This is a genomic window from Catellatospora paridis, assembly GCF_009720365.1.
GTDB lineage: Bacteria > Actinomycetota > Actinomycetes > Mycobacteriales > Micromonosporaceae > Catellatospora > Catellatospora paridis.
This window is the reverse complement of sequence record NZ_WBZD01000021.1, coordinates 39,649-54,423: the sequence shown is the minus strand read 5'-3', so window position 1 is coordinate 54,423 and position 14,775 is coordinate 39,649. Positions and strand designations below refer to the sequence as shown.

Annotated in this window: 15 protein-coding genes; 3 read left to right on the top strand and 12 right to left on the bottom strand. The window is 71.7% G+C overall.

The window, feature by feature from the left end; genetic code table 11:
- Positions 1-53: 53 nt before the first annotated feature.
- From F9C41_RS34190 to F9C41_RS34180, 3 genes are all read right to left on the bottom strand, one after another.
- Positions 54-1,415 carry a GGDEF domain-containing protein gene (locus F9C41_RS34190; protein WP_155390986.1) on the bottom strand — a complete coding sequence of 454 codons (1,362 nt, stop codon included), beginning with the start codon at positions 1,413-1,415 and terminating at the stop codon, positions 54-56.
- A 162-nt stretch (positions 1,416-1,577) separates the two neighbouring features.
- The gene (locus F9C41_RS34185) at positions 1,578-2,441 is read right to left on the bottom strand and encodes an alpha/beta hydrolase (protein WP_155390985.1); all 864 of its coding nucleotides are present in this window, start codon (positions 2,439-2,441) and stop codon (positions 1,578-1,580) included.
- A 2-nt stretch (positions 2,442-2,443) separates the two neighbouring features.
- On the bottom strand, positions 2,444-3,166 hold the full coding sequence (locus F9C41_RS34180) for a TetR/AcrR family transcriptional regulator (protein WP_230690219.1): 723 nt from the start codon (positions 3,164-3,166) through the stop codon (positions 2,444-2,446).
- A gap of 122 nt (positions 3,167-3,288) precedes the next feature.
- Between F9C41_RS34180 and F9C41_RS34175 the strand changes: the two genes are divergently transcribed.
- Complete coding sequence (locus F9C41_RS34175) at positions 3,289-4,254, top strand: extracellular catalytic domain type 1 short-chain-length polyhydroxyalkanoate depolymerase (protein WP_155390983.1); 966 nt, start codon at positions 3,289-3,291, stop codon at positions 4,252-4,254.
- A gap of 94 nt (positions 4,255-4,348) precedes the next feature.
- Here F9C41_RS34175 and F9C41_RS34170 read toward each other — a convergent pair whose 3' ends face one another.
- The gene (locus F9C41_RS34170; RefSeq protein ID WP_155390982.1) at positions 4,349-5,326 is read right to left on the bottom strand and encodes an EamA family transporter; all 978 of its coding nucleotides are present in this window, start codon (positions 5,324-5,326) and stop codon (positions 4,349-4,351) included.
- 87 nt (positions 5,327-5,413) lie between these two features.
- Between F9C41_RS34170 and F9C41_RS34165 the strand changes: the two genes are divergently transcribed.
- The gene (locus F9C41_RS34165) at positions 5,414-5,959 is read left to right on the top strand and encodes a CGNR zinc finger domain-containing protein (protein ID WP_155390981.1); all 546 of its coding nucleotides are present in this window, start codon (positions 5,414-5,416) and stop codon (positions 5,957-5,959) included.
- Positions 5,960-5,961: 2 nt separating this feature from the next.
- On the opposite strand, the gene F9C41_RS34160 is transcribed toward F9C41_RS34165, so the two are convergent.
- The 8 genes from F9C41_RS34160 to F9C41_RS34125 form a co-directional block, all read right to left on the bottom strand.
- A complete protein-coding gene (locus F9C41_RS34160) occupies positions 5,962-6,726 on the bottom strand; it encodes a sulfite exporter TauE/SafE family protein (RefSeq protein ID WP_155390980.1) in 765 nt (254 codons plus the stop codon).
- Positions 6,727-6,878: 152 nt separating this feature from the next.
- Positions 6,879-7,274, bottom strand: coding sequence for a hypothetical protein (locus tag F9C41_RS34155; RefSeq protein WP_155390979.1), 396 nt, complete (start codon positions 7,272-7,274; stop codon positions 6,879-6,881).
- 128 nt (positions 7,275-7,402) lie between these two features.
- Positions 7,403-8,839, bottom strand: coding sequence for a sigma-70 family RNA polymerase sigma factor (locus tag F9C41_RS34150; RefSeq protein ID WP_155390978.1), 1,437 nt, complete (start codon positions 8,837-8,839; stop codon positions 7,403-7,405).
- A 128-nt stretch (positions 8,840-8,967) separates the two neighbouring features.
- A complete protein-coding gene (locus tag F9C41_RS34145) occupies positions 8,968-10,014 on the bottom strand; it encodes a coiled-coil domain-containing protein (RefSeq protein WP_230690218.1) in 1,047 nt (348 codons plus the stop codon).
- A gap of 170 nt (positions 10,015-10,184) precedes the next feature.
- Positions 10,185-10,679, bottom strand: coding sequence for a GNAT family N-acetyltransferase (locus tag F9C41_RS34140; protein ID WP_155390977.1), 495 nt, complete (start codon positions 10,677-10,679; stop codon positions 10,185-10,187).
- Positions 10,680-10,800: 121 nt separating this feature from the next.
- A complete protein-coding gene (locus F9C41_RS34135) occupies positions 10,801-11,139 on the bottom strand; it encodes an RNA polymerase-binding protein RbpA (RefSeq protein ID WP_120319291.1) in 339 nt (112 codons plus the stop codon).
- A gap of 116 nt (positions 11,140-11,255) precedes the next feature.
- On the bottom strand, positions 11,256-12,254 hold the full coding sequence (locus F9C41_RS34130) for an aldo/keto reductase (protein ID WP_155390976.1): 999 nt from the start codon (positions 12,252-12,254) through the stop codon (positions 11,256-11,258).
- A gap of 189 nt (positions 12,255-12,443) precedes the next feature.
- Positions 12,444-13,922, bottom strand: a complete 1,479-nt coding sequence (locus F9C41_RS34125; RefSeq protein ID WP_155390975.1) for a cellulase family glycosylhydrolase — start codon at positions 13,920-13,922, stop codon at positions 12,444-12,446.
- 267 nt (positions 13,923-14,189) lie between these two features.
- Here F9C41_RS34125 and F9C41_RS34120 point away from each other — a divergent pair, with 267 nt between their 5' ends.
- A complete protein-coding gene (locus tag F9C41_RS34120; RefSeq protein WP_155390974.1) occupies positions 14,190-14,729 on the top strand; it encodes a dihydrofolate reductase family protein in 540 nt (179 codons plus the stop codon).
- Positions 14,730-14,775 lie beyond the last annotated feature (46 nt).

Here is a 14,775-nt window from a genome sequence, read left to right as displayed (position 1 = left end):
CCGTCCGGGTCCCCGCTTTGATCACGTTTTCCCAACGGAAACGGCCGCCGGGTTCACCGCTGCGCCGGCTGCGGTGGCCGGGGCGGCCCGCTGACCCGGTCCCGCCCGGCGCGCTTGGCCCGATAGAGCGCGTCGTCGGCGCGTCCGAGCAGCTCGTCTGCGGTTCGACCGTGCCCGGGCCAGCAGACCACGCCGAAGCTCGCGGTCACCTGGATGGTGACTCCCGCGTGCACCACCGGGCAACGGGCGATCGCGACCCGCAGCCGCTCGGCGACCGCGACCGCGTCCCGGTGGCCGATGCCGGGCAGCAGCACCCCGAACTCCTCGCCGCCGAGCCGCGCCGCCACGTCCACCCCCCGCAACTCCCGCACCAGCAGCGCCGCCACCGTACGCAGCACCTGGTCGCCCGCCGGGTGGCCGTGCCGGTCGTTGACCGCCTTGAAGTGGTCCAGGTCCAGCATGAGCAGCGACACCGCGGACTCGGCGCGCCCGGCCTGGGACAGCGCGGCGTTCAGCCGGTCCTCGAAGGAGCGCCGGTTGTGCAGGCCGGTGAGCGGGTCGCGTACCGCCAGCTCGGTGAGCGTGGCCCGCTGCACGGCGAGGCGGTCGGCCATGCTGTTGAAGGCCGCAGCCAGGTCCCCCAGTTCGCCTCGGCCGCCGACCGCGGCTCGCGCGCTGCCGTCCCCGGCGGCCAGCAGGTCCGCGGCTCGGGTGAGGCGGCGCAGGTCCCGGACCAGGCCGTGGGACAGCAGATAGCCCAGCGCCAGCGCGGCGCCCATCCCGGCCAGGCACGCGCCCACGATGATCTGGCGGGTCTCGCCGCCGCCCGCCAGCAGCTGGCGGTAGAGCGGGGTGTACTCCAGCAGCACCGCCCCGACGATCTTGTCCTGGGCGGCGCGCATCGGCACCGCCATCAGCTCGATCCCGGCCGGGTAGTCGACGCTGAGCTCGCGGAACGCGCGCGGTCGCCCGTCGCGCATGGTGGCGGCGACCTCACCGCCACGGTCGTCGGCGAACAACCGGCCCCGGTTGGCCGGGATCGCGTCGGCCAGCACGCGCCGGTTCAGGCCGACTATCTCCAGATCACGGTTGCCGTCGCGGTTGACCCGGCTGACGTACCGCTGCAGACCCGCCGGCTGCTGGTAGAGCAGCGGCCGCCCCGGCGCGGCGGGCTGGGTGACCAGGTGCGCGACCTGCTCGGCGACGTTCTGGGCCTCGATCCGGGCCGCCCGCAGGCTGGACGCGTGCTGTTCCCGAATGGCGACCAGGCCGACCAGTGGCAGCAGCAGCGCGACCCCCAGGAACGCCACGGTCAGGCGCGGACCGACCCGGGCCAGCGGCGCACGCAGCACTGCGGGCAGCGACGACCGGAGCGCCACCACCCGCCCGCGCGTCGGGCGAAACCGTTTGGTCATCTTCGGCCGCTCGAGCGGCCTATCCCGGCGGATTCGGCACGCATCTCAGCTCCCATGACGGGACCCCCAGCTCAGCGGCCTTCCACTCTAGCTCTGGTGACTATCCGTCAAAAGGGCATCTCATTCAGTGATAACAGCGGGTCTGGAGCCGCTCCGCCGCCGTCAGGACTGCTCGGTGAGGCGCTGGGCGATGAGCGCCGCGGGGCGATCGGTCATCAGGATCGTGTAGTGGTTGGTGTCGGCGACCAGCTCCGGACGCAGCGACGGAGCCTGCGCCGCCCAGTGGCCCACCACCGGCTGCGGCAGCATGCCGGGCTCCTGCCCGAACATGCCGCGCGGGGCGTACAGCAGGGTCGCGGGCAGGGTCAGTTTCACCAGGTCGTCGCCGAACGCGGAGCCGTTGACCAGTAGGTCCCGGCCGTCCGCGTAGACGGCCTCGGAGCGGGTGCGGGAGCGGATCGCGCCGGGCTCGCCGACCGCGTCGTAGCGCACGTACCCGGCCATGTCGTCGTTCCAGTCCCCGGCCAGCGCCGGGTGCGCCTGGAAGAAGGCGACGTAGGCGTCCACCGACGGGTAGGTCTCGCGCAGGCGGGCCACGGCGGGGCCGATGGTCAGCTCCAGCAGCTGGTCCGGGTCGAACTCGGCCGGCACCGGCAGCGGCAGCCCCCCGTCGACCAGCACCAGCCGGTCGAACAGCTCGGGCTGCCGCACGGCGGCACGCAGCGCGGCGTACGCCCCCATCGACTGCCCGGTCAGCGCGACCGGCGCGCCCAGGTGCTCGGCGACCGCGGCGAGATCGGCGGCGTGCGCGTCCATGCCGTACGGGCCGGGCAGGCCGGCGCTGCCGCCGCGGCCGCGCAGGTCCACCGCGACCAGGCTCCAGTCCGCCGGAAGATGCCGGGCCACGGTGCGAAACGACATGGCCGAGGCGGTGATGCCGTGCGCGGCGAGCGCAATCTTCGCGCCGTCGCCGAAGCGCAGCGCGTGCAGCGAACCACCGGAAACCGGGATCTCGATCGAGCGCATGGTCAGCCTTCCTTCACGGGGGCGGGGCGGGCGGTCTTACTCGCGGGAACTTCCGCCGGGCGGGCGGCCGTCGTGGGGACGTGCTCGGCCGCTCCGGCGAGCTGGAGGGCGTACCCGGCATAGGTGTCGGCGACCTGGTCTCGGGTGTAGGGCTGGTCGGGGCCGAACCAGTGCGCGACCTGCATGCCCATCGAGCCGATCGCGGTCGCGGCCAGCAGCGGGTCGGCGACGCGGAACACGCCCTGCGCGACGCCCAGCCGCAGCACCCGCAGGCCGAGTTCGCGGGACTGCTCGCGCAGCGCCAGCGCGGGTGCGGCCCGTTCCGGGGACAGCGCGTGCAGCTCGGCGTTGGCGACCAGGGCCAGCAGCGGGAAGTCGGCATGCGCGGCGACCTGCGCCCGCACCAGCGCGGCGAGCTGCGCGGCGGGCCCCGGCGGGGCCTCCACGAGCGCCTGCTGCAGGCGGCGGTGCAGTTCGGTGTGCCCGAGCAGGACCAGTTCGGCGAGCACGTGCTCCTTGGCTGGGAAGTGCGCGTACAGCGTGGCGGAGTTGATCCCGGCCGCCCCGGCGAGGTCGCGGATGGACGTGCCGTGGAAGCCGTACTCGGCGAACAGCCGCAGCGCCGACAGCAGAATGCGCCCGCGGGTGCCCGGCGGGGTGACCCCCTCGGGCAGCTCGACGGCGACGGCGCTCAGCCGCCGCGGCTCCCACCGGGGCGTCGTCACATGCACTCCTCTACCCATCGAACGATTGGTTGACACCGTAACCGACTGAGCGCATAGTCGCTAGCAATCCTGCTACCCAATCAATCGATTGGTTGGCACCGGAATCGAGAGGAGAGCGCGCCATGTCTGTCCCGTCCCCGGACCGCACCGCCGTTCCACCGCTCCGCCGCCTCGCCACCGCACTCGCGCTGCTCCTGGCGCAGCTCGCGGTGGTGCCCGCCCCGGCACACGCCGCGGGCGGGTTCTTCCACGGCGTCTACGCCAGCATCTACGGCACCCGCGACTACCACGGCTACGTGCCGTCGTCGTACCGTCCCGGCACGCCCATGCCCCTGCTGGTCGCCCTGCACGGCTGCACCGAGAACGACGTGGGCTTCGACCTGCTCTCCGGCTGGAGCGCCGAGGCCGAAGCGCGCGGTTTCATCGTCGTCTTCCCCGACCAGAGCAACGTGGTCAACCCCGCCACCTGCTGGAACTGGTTCCTGGAGACCAACCAGCACCGCGGCTTCGGCGAGCCCGCCATCATCGCCGGCATCACCAACCGGATGCGCTCGCAGTACACCGTCGACGCCAGGCGCATTCACGCCACCGGCGTCTCCGCGGGCGGCGTCATGGCCAACATCATGGCGGTGACCTATCCGGACCTGTTCGCGTCCGTCTCCGTGATGGCCGGCTGCGAGTACGACTGCGACGTGCTGCAACTGCAGACCGCGCGGGAGTCCGGCCGCAGGGCGCTGCAGGAGATGGGCAGCCGGGCGCGCCCCGTGCCCGCGATCATCTTCCAGGGCACCGCCGACCTCGTCGTGCCGCCGTCCACGGCATACCGCATCGCCGAGCAGTGGACGACCGTCGCCGGCGCCGACCCGGTCGCCGACACCATGCTGACCGGCCAGGTCCCCGGCGGCCGCACCTTCACCCGCCTGATCTACCGCACCACGTCCGGGCAGCCCCTCGTCGAGCAGTACATGATCGACGGTGCCGGGCACGCCTACCCCGGCGGCTGCCCCTGCAGCCTATACGGCGACCCTGCCGGCCCCGACGCCACCGCCCTCACCTGGGACTTCTTCCTGGCCCACCCCAAACCCTGAGAGAGGAAGGGCACCTTCACAACGCTCTGCGTTGCAGAAGGTGCCCTTCCCATCCAAACCGTTCGGGTATGCGGCCCCGACCTGCCGCGACGCGCTAGCGGCCCTGGCCCGCGAGCGCCGGCTCGGCGGCGGGCACGACCTGGTCCGGCACGGACGGCGCGGACCACAGCTCGTCGACGCGCACCAGCACCACGCCGCCGATGATCAGTGCGCCGCCGAGCAGCTGCACGGGCACCGGCAGCTCGCCCAGGAACAGCCAGGCGATCAGAACCGCGAACAGCACCTCGGTCAGCCCGACGAACGACGACAGCCGCGCACCCAGGATCCGCGCCGCGCCGATGCCGGAGACGTACGCGATCACCGCGGCCACCAGAGACAGCCCGACGATCGGCACCAGCCAGCTCATCCGCTCCCCCGCGAACGTGACGTCGCCGAAGGTGGCCCGCAGCGGCAGCGCGCCGAACGCGCCCAGCGCCAGCAGGACCACCGCGCCGATCGCCATGCCGCTGCTGGCCATGGCCACCGACGGCAGCCGCTCGTCGACCCGCGCGCTGAGCACGAAGTAGGCCGCCAGGCCCACTGCCGCGCCCAGGCCCCACAGCACGCCCACCGGGTCGATGCTGCCGCCGCCGGTCACGTCGAGCACGAAGAACAGCCCCAGCATCGCCGCCGCCGACCCGGCCAGGGTCAGCCGGCGCGGTCGCTGGCCGTGCCGGGCCCACATCCAGAACACGACGAGGATGATGCCCAGGTACTCCAGGAGCAGGGCGATGCCGATGGGCAGGTAGCGGACGGCGTTGAAGAAACCGACCTGCGCGCCGACGACGGCGAGCAGCCCGAAGACACCGATCGAACCCAGGTTGCTGCGCAGCACGTGCCACTTGCCGCGCAGCGCGAGGACGGTCGGCACGGCCAGCATCAGGGCGGCGGCGCCCACTCGTGCGGCCACCGCGGCCTCGGCCGACCAGCCCGCCTCGATCAGGGATCGGGCGAAGGTGCCCGACGTGCCGAACGTTGCGGCCGACAGCAGGGCCAGACCGAGGCCGACACCGGCGGAGCGTTGGGTCTGCATGGAACTCACCTCGGAGACTGCAAGAAGCGTAATGAGCAAAACACCGCTATGCTGATGACATTAGCCCGATGGGTGACAGGAGTCAAGATGCTTTTTGCCCATGACACTGAAGTAGCGCTGGTGGCCGCCGCAGCACTGGTCAACACCACCGGCTCGGACGGCGAGAAGCTGCCCGACCTGGCCGCGCTCGACGACTTCGTCCAGACGTACGAGTGGACCGGCGCCCGCGAGCACACCACCGCCGAGCTGCGCGCGGTGCAGGACCTGCGCCCACGGCTGCGCCGGGTGTGGGAGGCCGACGAGGACGAGGTCGTGCAGATCGTGAACGCGCTGCTACGCGAGTCGAACGCGCTCCCCCAGCTCGTCAAGCACGACCAGTGGGACTACCACCTGCACGCGACACCCTCCGACGCGCCGCTGGCCACCCGCCTGGCGGTCGAGGCCGCGATGGCGCTCGTCGACGTGGTCCGCAGCGGCGAGCTCAGCCGCCTGCGCGTCTGCGAATACCCCGACTGCGGCAACGTGGTCGTCGATCTGTCCAAGAACCGCTCGAAGCGCTTCTGCGACGCCGGCTGCGGCAACCGCGCCGCCGTCACCGCCTACCGCGCCCGCAAAGCCGCCGCCCGCGCCTGACCTCAGGTAAGCAGCTGGATCATGGCGGCTAGGCCGATGACGACGATGAGGATGCGCAGAACGGTCGGGGGTAGGCGGCGACCCCAGCGGCCGCCGACGAGGCCGCCGACGACCGAACCCGCGGCGATCAGCAGCGCGGGCTGCCAGGCGACCATGCCCAGGGCGATGAACAGCACCGCGGCGACCCCGTTCACCAGCGCCGCCAGCAGGTTCTTGATGCCGTTGACCCACTGCAGGTCGGTGGAGAGCAGCACCCCGAGCAGCCCCAGCAGCAGCACGCCTTGGGCCGCGCCGAAGTAGCCGCCGTACACACCCGCGCCGAACACGCCGAGCAGCAGCAACGGCCCCACACGCCGCTCGTTGTCGGGGCGCCGCTGAGCCAGTGACCGGGCCAGCCGGGGCTGCAGGATCACCAGCACCAGAGCCAGGCCGATCAGCACCGGCACGATGGCGTTGAACGCGCCCGGCGGCAGCCACAGCAGCAGCACCGCGCCGAGCAGCGCACCCAGCACCGAGGCGGTGCCCAGGCGCAACAGCAGCGGGCCGTGCCCGGCCAGGCCCTTGCGATAGGCGTACGCCCCCGACAGCGAGCCGGGCACCAGGCCGACAGTATTGGAGACGTTCGCGACGACCGGCGGGTAGCCCAGGGCCAGCAGCACCGGGAAGGTCACCAGCGTGCCCGAGCCCACCACCGCGTTGATCCCGCCCGCGGCCATCCCGGCCAGCAGCACCACCACGGCCTCGCCGACGGTCAGCGTCGTCTGCATCCTTGTCGCGCCTTCCCCGGGCCGGTCGACGCCGACAGGTCGCCGCCACCCGGATCCTCATGATCCGATGACGCGAGCCTAGGCGGCCGCATGCCGGGGTCCGCCACGATGCGGCGAAGGTCACCGCGCCGGGGATCAGCCATCGTGCGCGGCTAGGACAGCTCCACCAGGTCGTCCGGGTCCACCGCATCGCCGAAGTCGCCGGGTCGGTCGGTGGCCAGCAGGCACCCGTAGCGACGAGCCTCCACCACGGCGTGCGCGACGCCCTGGCCGCCCTTCACGAGCGGCATCGTGCGATGCAGGTCGAGCAGCGCGTCTCCGGTCAGCGGCAGCACCACGATGCCGCTGTCGTCCCACGAGAGCATCCGCTCCACGCGCGCCAGGTCGTCGCCGTCCAGGTCCGGCCATACGACCACCACGGCGAGGGCAGGCACGCCGACCAGCTGGTCGGCGTCGATGACCTCGCTGATCAGCTCGCCGATCGACACGCGCTCCAGCCGCAGATGGAGCAGCAGGGCAGAAGGATCCAGGATCAGGCCGATGCTCACGCGGCTCGCTGTCCGGGACCGCCGGGCATCCGCTTGCGCTCCCGGTGCGCCTCCAGGACGGCGCGAGCACGCGCCCGGCCCTCCTCGAGGGTATCCCAGTGTTATCGCCTAGGCCCAATGCGTTCTCGTCAGCGGAAGCCGAACATCTGGGTCCAGTAGTAGCGGTAGGAGCCGCCGGTCGCCCGGCCCACGCCCATCGCCTTGTAGGAGCAGTTCAGGATGTTCGCCTTGTGGCCGGGCGAGTTCATCCACTGGGTCATGGTCGCCTTCGCGGTGGCGTTGCCCGCGGCGATGTTCTCCGCCGACGGCTGGTCGTAGCCGGCCGCCTTGGCCCGGTCCCACGGGCTGACCCCGTCCGGGGTGGTGTGCGAGAAGTAGTTGCGCTTGGCCATGTCTGCGCTGTGCAGCCGGGCGGCATTGTCCAGCTTCGGCTCGGCGCGCAGCGCGCCGCAGCCCGCGCTCTTGCGGGCCTGGTTGACCAGTGCCAGCATCTGCGCCTCCAGCGTCACCGGGGCGGCCTTGGTAGGGCTGGGCCGCGCCGACGCGACGGCGGACGGCGAGGCCGACGGGCTCACCGGAGCAGCCGAGGGCGAGCCCGCCGCCGAGATCGAGGCCGACGGCGACGCGGCCCCCGGGGCGACACCCGCCGCGACGGCGGCCGCGGCGCTACCGGCCCGGTCGACGTCCGGGCCCTCGCCGACCACCGGGACCAGCGCGTACACGCCGGTCGCGGCCAGCACGGTGGCCGCCGAGCCGAGCGCCAGCTTGCCGGGCAGGCGCATCCCGCGCGCGCCCGCGGCGGCGATCGCGGCCGCCGGGCTGGTCTGCGCCGAGCCGCCCGGCACCGGCCCGTCGGTGAGCGCCAGCAGCGCGGCGAGCACGGCGTACGCGCCGTTGCGGGCGGACAGGCGGCGGCACCGGTCGCAGCCGCGCACGTGCCGGTCGACCTGGGAACGTTCCCGGGAGGTCAACCGCCTGCTGCCGTGCACGATGGCGTCGAGCCCGGCGCAGCGGCCGTGCCGGCGGGCGATGAGCACGGTGCGCACCGCGCTGCCCAGCGCCGCGCGCGAGCGGTGCACCAGCACCGCGGCGTGCGCGGTGCCGACACCGAGCACCTCGCCGATCTCGCGGCTGGACAGCTCCCACCGCACGTTCAGCTCCAGCACCGCGCGCTGGCGTGGTTCGAGCCCGTGCGCGGCGGCCCAGACCAGCTCGTACGCCTCCCGCTGCTCGGCGGCCTGCTCAGGGTGGCGGCCGGGGCTGTCGTCGACCAGCAGCGCCGGATCGGGCAGCGGCGCGGGCGCGACCCGGGCCGCCACCGACCTCGCCCGCCGGTACGCGATGGAGAACAGCCAGGTCCGGAACACGTCGGGGTCGCGCAGCTTGGCCAGGTCGCGCCAGGCGACCAGGAACGCCTCCTGCACCACGTCCTCGGCGGTGTGCCGGTCACCGACCTGCCGGAACACGAAGCCGAGCAGGCCCGGCCGGTACAGGCGGTAGAGCCGGTCGAACGCCTCGCGGTCGCCTGCCGCGGCGGCCCTGGCGAGGGACGTGTCTGACCGCATGACTGCCTCCCGAGGTAGCGGTGTCTCGCTGATAAGTCCCGCTACCGGTCGCGCCATTACACCCAACGCGAGAAAATCTGTCCACGCGAGAGCCGTGCCCGCTCGCCTGGCGGAGATCAGCGCCCGCGTCAGTACACCGACAGGTGCACGTGGTCGGTGTGGTCGGCGGACGGCGAGTCACCGCAGCTCGACCCGGTCGGCGAGTATCTGTGCCAGCCGCCGCCGGTGGCGGTCCACACCTGGCAGAACCAGATGACGTACATGACCCCGAGCGCGCTGGCGTTCTTGACGAAGTACGCGGCGAGCTTGTTGCCGTAGGTCCGGTCGGCGCCGCCGGCCGTGCCACCGAAGCCGCCCGCCGCCGCCGAGAAGTCGCAGGCACGTCCCTTGGGGTGCTCATACATGTCGCCGGGGCGCCAGCACGAGGTGTACCGCTTGAACCCGTCCTTCTGGGCCTGCTGGTATGCGTGCAGCGTGCGCGGCGTGATGCAGGCGCCCGCCACCGTCTTGCGGGTGGGGTCGTCGATGCTGCACACCTCCTTGGGCCAGGTGCCGTCCGAGTTGCGCTTGGCCGGAATGGCCAGCGGCGAGTTCGGGTCGACCCAGCCGCGGGTGGCCTCGCCGCCGAGCGCGCTGAGCGCCTTGTCGGCGGCCTTGCGCAGCTTCGCCATCTCGGCGAAGTGCTTGGCCTGCTCCTGCACGGAGGCGTCGACGGCGGCCTTGGCGGCGGAGATCTCCTTCTTGACCTGGACCAGCTCGCTGATGCGGGCCTCGTCGCGGGCGGTCAACTTCTCCAGCGCCGCGGAGCGGGCCAGGAACTCGTCGGACGTGTTCGCGTTCAGCATCACGCCGATGACGCCGAGCCGTCCGGCCTTGTACGCATCGGCGGCGTACTTGGCCACGCTCGCCCGGACCCGCGTGTACCGGTTCTCCGCCGCCAGCAGCGTCTGGTTCATGGTGGTCTGTTCTTTTTTGGCCTTGAGCATCGCCGCCTCGGCCTCTATGTACTGCCCCGCAGCGCTCTCCAGGTTCTGGCGCGCCTGGGCGACCTTGGTCGACGGGATCTCGTTGGGCTCGGCGTTGGCGGGCGTCCCGAAGCCGGCGACCAGCAACACGGCGGCCACGAGCAGGGCGAGCAGGGACGCAGGGCGGGGGCGGCGCACCGGGGCAGGCACGTACAGGATCCTTCCGTCGTCCGCCGCGCAACAGCCGGGCACGCGGCGGCGGCCGCCAGGGGTGAGGGGGAACTCTGCACGGGCGCGGCCGCCTGGCAGATTACCGCGCCGCGGCGGCGCGGGAAAGTCTTCGAGGTCGCCGTGGGTGACCACGGACCCGTCGCGGAGTCTCAGCCGGCTGAGATCAGCAGGTCACGGACGTACCGCATGCCCGGACGGTCACCGAGAGTGATCGGTTCATCGACGATGAAGCCGTTGCGGCGAAGCACCGCGGCGGAGGCGGCATTGTCGAAGGTCGTCACCGCGGTCAGGCCGGTCAGCCCGTACTCGCCCGCGGCCAGCGCGCAGACCTGCGCCACCATCGCCGTGGCCAGACCCGCGCCCGACGCGCTCTCGGCGATCCGGTAGCCGAGCTCGGCGCGGCCGCCGGCGACGTCGACGAGGTTGACCCGGCCCACGATCGTCGCGGCCGGGTCGGTCACGACGTGGAAATGGTGCAGCCCCGCCGCCTGCTCGGCGAGGATCGCCGCGTGCCGCAGGGGGAATTGCGCGAAGTAGTCGTCGCCCCGGTCGGCGATGGTACGCGCGAACCAGGCCCGGTTGGCGGTCTCGAACGCCAGCAGCGCCGGGGCGTGCGCGGGGGTCAGCCGCTGCAGCTCGTACATGCGCCGGGACGCTACCCGACCGGCCCGCCGTGCCGCGCCGCATTGTCGTGGTCCGGATCGGGGAACACGAATGCCGACGCCGGTCCAGGAGACCGGCGCCGGCATCGGCGGTATCGGGGGGTCAGCGACCGCGCTTGGTGCGCACCTCGGCCAGGCGCTCGTTCAGGATCTCCTCGAGCTCCTCGATCGAGCGGCGCTCCAGCAGCATGTCCCAGTGCGTACGCGGGGGCTTGACCTTCTTCTGCTCCGGCTCCGTGCCGTCGACCAGCCGCGCCACTGCGCCGTCGAACTTGCACTCCCACGTCGAGGGCACCTCGGCGTCCACGGCGAACGGCACCTCGAACCGGTGCCCGTTGACGCACGAGAACTCACGGGTCTGCCGGGGCGCGAACTCGGTGTTGCGGTCAGACTCGTAACTGACGGCGCCAAGTCGGCTTCCCCGCAGCACGCGCTCGCCCATACCAGCTCCTCACAGTTGAATTGGCCTCTGGTGACGCAACGACGCGCACACCCGCCGTGTTTCCCCAGCGGCAGACGACAGTACGCGTCCGGCGCCAGCCACGACAACCCGACACGTCATGCCCCGGCGGCATCCAGGCGCGCGACCTGCTCGTCGGAGAGCACGACGTCGAGCGCGGCATGCGCCGTCTCATACTGCTCCAGCGTGCGCGGACCCACCAGTGGAATCATCGTCGGCGACTGGCGCAGCAGCCAGGCCAGCACCACCTGATTCGGCGTGACGCCGATCTCGGCGGCCACCTGCGCGACCGCGGCCAGCCGCACCTGGGCATCGGGGCCTTCGTAGTTCTCCATGGCCCAGTGCCCAGCCCGCTTGGCCGCAGAATCGTAGACCCCCTTGAGGATCGGCGAGTACGCCACCAGCGACAGGTCATCGTGTTCGCGCAGGTAGTCGAACTGCTCGTCGTCCACGATGGAGGCGGAGTCCAGGCCCGCCTTCGGGCGCAGGTAGGTGTGCTGCTGCTGCAGGGCGACCGGGGCGGGCCAGCCGTTGGCCGCGCACAGCTGCCGGATCCGCTCCAGCCGCCAGGTGCGCACGTTCGACCAGCCGATGTGCCGCGCCTTGCCCGCGGCCACGATGCCGGCGAGCGCTTCCAGCGTCTCCTCCAGCGGGGTGGCCCGGTCGTCGACGTGCACGTAGTAGAGGTCGACGTGGTCGGTGCGCAGCCGCCGCAGGCTGTCGTCGATGGCCTTGGTCAGCGTCACCGCGCCGGCGCCCTCGAACCGGGTGCGGGCCAGCGGCCAGTCCGGCTGCCCGTCGTGCCACAGCCCCTGCTGGTCCCCGACCATGGCGCTGCCCTTGGTGGCTAGGAAGACCCGGTCCCGGCGGCCGGTGAGCCAGCGGCCGAGCAGTTCCTCGCTCTCCCCGCCGAGGCTGCCCTCGCGCGACCACCAGCAGTAGCAGTTGGCGGTGTCGACGAAGTTGCCGCCGGCGTCGAGATACCGGTCGAGCATCTCGACGGAGGTGGGCTCGTCGGTGCTGGTACCCATGATCATGGCACCGAGCGCCAGTTGGCTGACCTGCTCGCCGGTGCGCCCGAGTTCTACGGTTTTCATGTCCTGCCTCCTCGATCGCGTACTCCGACCACGTTAGAAGCTGGAGTGCGCTCCAGGTCAACCCTGACAACACGGCGCGGCCCCCTCGCCGGGCACGAGGTGGCCGCGCCGCTGATCGGGGCATGAGCGAGCGCGGCGAGCGAATCGACAGGCTCGGACGTGCCGTTGACGAGCGCAGCGAGGAGACGGTCAGCTGGTCGGGAAGTTGTCCGGGGTGCGGATGCGGCTGCGCATGAAGTTGCCGGACTCGGTCAGCACCGCGGTGCCCGCGTACTGGCCGCCGTTGCAGGTGCCGGGCTTGAACGCGGCACTGCCCTCATCGGCGTCGGAGTAGGTCCAGTTCGCGTAGCCGATCTTCAGCCGGTCGAGCATGTCCAGCCAGGCGGTGCTGCTGGACGTGTCGACCGCGCCGCCGCCGGTGTAGGTGACCGTGCCGAACTCGGTGACGAAGATCGGCAGCGCGGCGGCCGCCCGCTCCACCTCGGCGCGGTAGTTGTCCTTGTGCGAGGCGGCGTAGAAGTGGAACGCGTACATGACGTTGGTCGCGTTGACCTTGTTGTTGATGATCTCGGTGGAGTTGCCGCCCTCCGAGACGCCCAGCGACGACCAGCCGCGGGTGCCGACGATGACCACGGCGTCCGGGTCGTTGGCACGGATCACCGGGATGACCTGCTCGGCGTAGTTCTTGATGGTCGACCAGCTCACGCCGTTCGGCTCATTGGTGATCTCGTAGATCACGTTGTTCTTGGCCGCGTGGCGGGCCGACACCGCGGCGAAGAACGTCTTCGCCCGGTCCAGGTTGTACATCGGGTCGCCGGGGGTCAGCGTGTGGAAGTCGATCAGCGCGTACAGGCCGCGCTCGGTGGCCTCCTCGACGAGGTTGTTCACCTGGTTGGTGAACCCCGTCGGGTTGGTCTCGTAACCCTGCTCCTGCACGTACATCGACACCCGCAGCAGGTCGGCCTGCCAGTCGCTCGCGAGCGCGTTGAGCGAGTTGTCGTTGTAGCAGTTGGCGAACCACTGGATGCCGTGCGTGCTCATACCGCGTAGCTGGATCGGGCGGTTGAACCGGTTGCACAGGTTCACGCCGCACACGCGCAGCTGCCCGTTGATCGCGACGGGCGTCTGCCCGACCGGCTGCGACGGGCTCGGCGAGGCCGACGGCGAGGTGGACGGCCGGGGCGACGCCGACGGCGAGCTGCTCGGCGCGGGCGAGCTCGGCGCGGGCGAGCTGGGCGTCGTCGCGCCGGTGCACACGACGCCATTGAGCGTGAACGTCGTCGGCAGCGGGTTGGCGGTGGTCCAGCTGCCGTTGAAGCCGATGCCGGTGGAGGCGTTGGTGGCCAGCGAACCGTTGTAGCTCATGCTCGCCGCGGTGACGTTCGCACCGCTCTGGGCATAGGTGGCCGACCAGCCCTGGGTCACCTTCTGACCGGAGTTCGGGAAGGTGAAGCCCAGCGTCCAGCCGTTGATCGGGTCGCCGAGGTTCTTGATGGTGATGTTGGCGGTGAAGCCGCCCTGCCACTGGTTGGTGGTGTAGGTGACGGCGCAGCCGCTGGCGGCCATGGCGTTGACCACGGGCAGCGCGACCGTCACACCCATGGCGAGCGCGCCGACCGCGCCGGCCGCGATCAGGGCGCGCCGGGACGCGCGCGGGAGGAGTCTCATGACGAGCCTTTCGTCGGGATCGGGCGTGGGCGCGCGCCGGTGCGACCCTTGTCGGGCAACAAGGGGGCAGCAAACGCCCTGGCCAGAGACCGGGAGCGCTCCCATCGACCAGAGCTTAAGGCTCCGGTAATCCCTTCGCAACATATGCATTCATCGAAGCCCCATATCGCCTCAGAGCCACTGAAACTTTCAGAAATGCGCTCGGTCGTGATCGGATGTACGGTCCCGGCACGACGCGGGGCAACGCCGCACCACGGGAGGAAACGCATGGGCAGGGTGCTGTGGCACATCACGATGTCGCTGGACGGCTTCGTCACCGGACCGGGCGGCGACATGTCGTGGATGGCCGGATACTCCGGTCCCAACCCCGCCGTCGACGAGGTGTTGTCGCGCATCGGCGCGGTCCTGATCGGCCACCGCACCTATTTCGGCCCGAACGGCGACGGACCCGCCGAGCAGGGCCGGGTGTACGGCGGAGCCTGGACCGGACCGCAACTGGTCTACACCCGCGACATCCCCGAGGACCCCGACCCGGCCTACATCTTCGTCGACGACCTGGCCGAGGCCGTCGCCACCGCGAAGGCCGCCGCGGGCGACGGATACGCGGTGCTGATCGGCGCGGCCATCGCCCGCGCCTGCCTGGACGCGGGCCTGCTGGACGAGGTCCTGATCCACGTGGTGCCGATCCTGCTCGGCGACGGCACGCGCCTGTTCGACCGCCCCGGCGGCGACGGCACCCGCCTGGAACAGGTCAGCGTGACCCACACCCCGGTGTGCACCAACATCTGGCTGCGCGTGCCCCGCTGACCCGGCCACGTCGGCCCGACCCGTCCTTGATCATCGGACTTGCCAG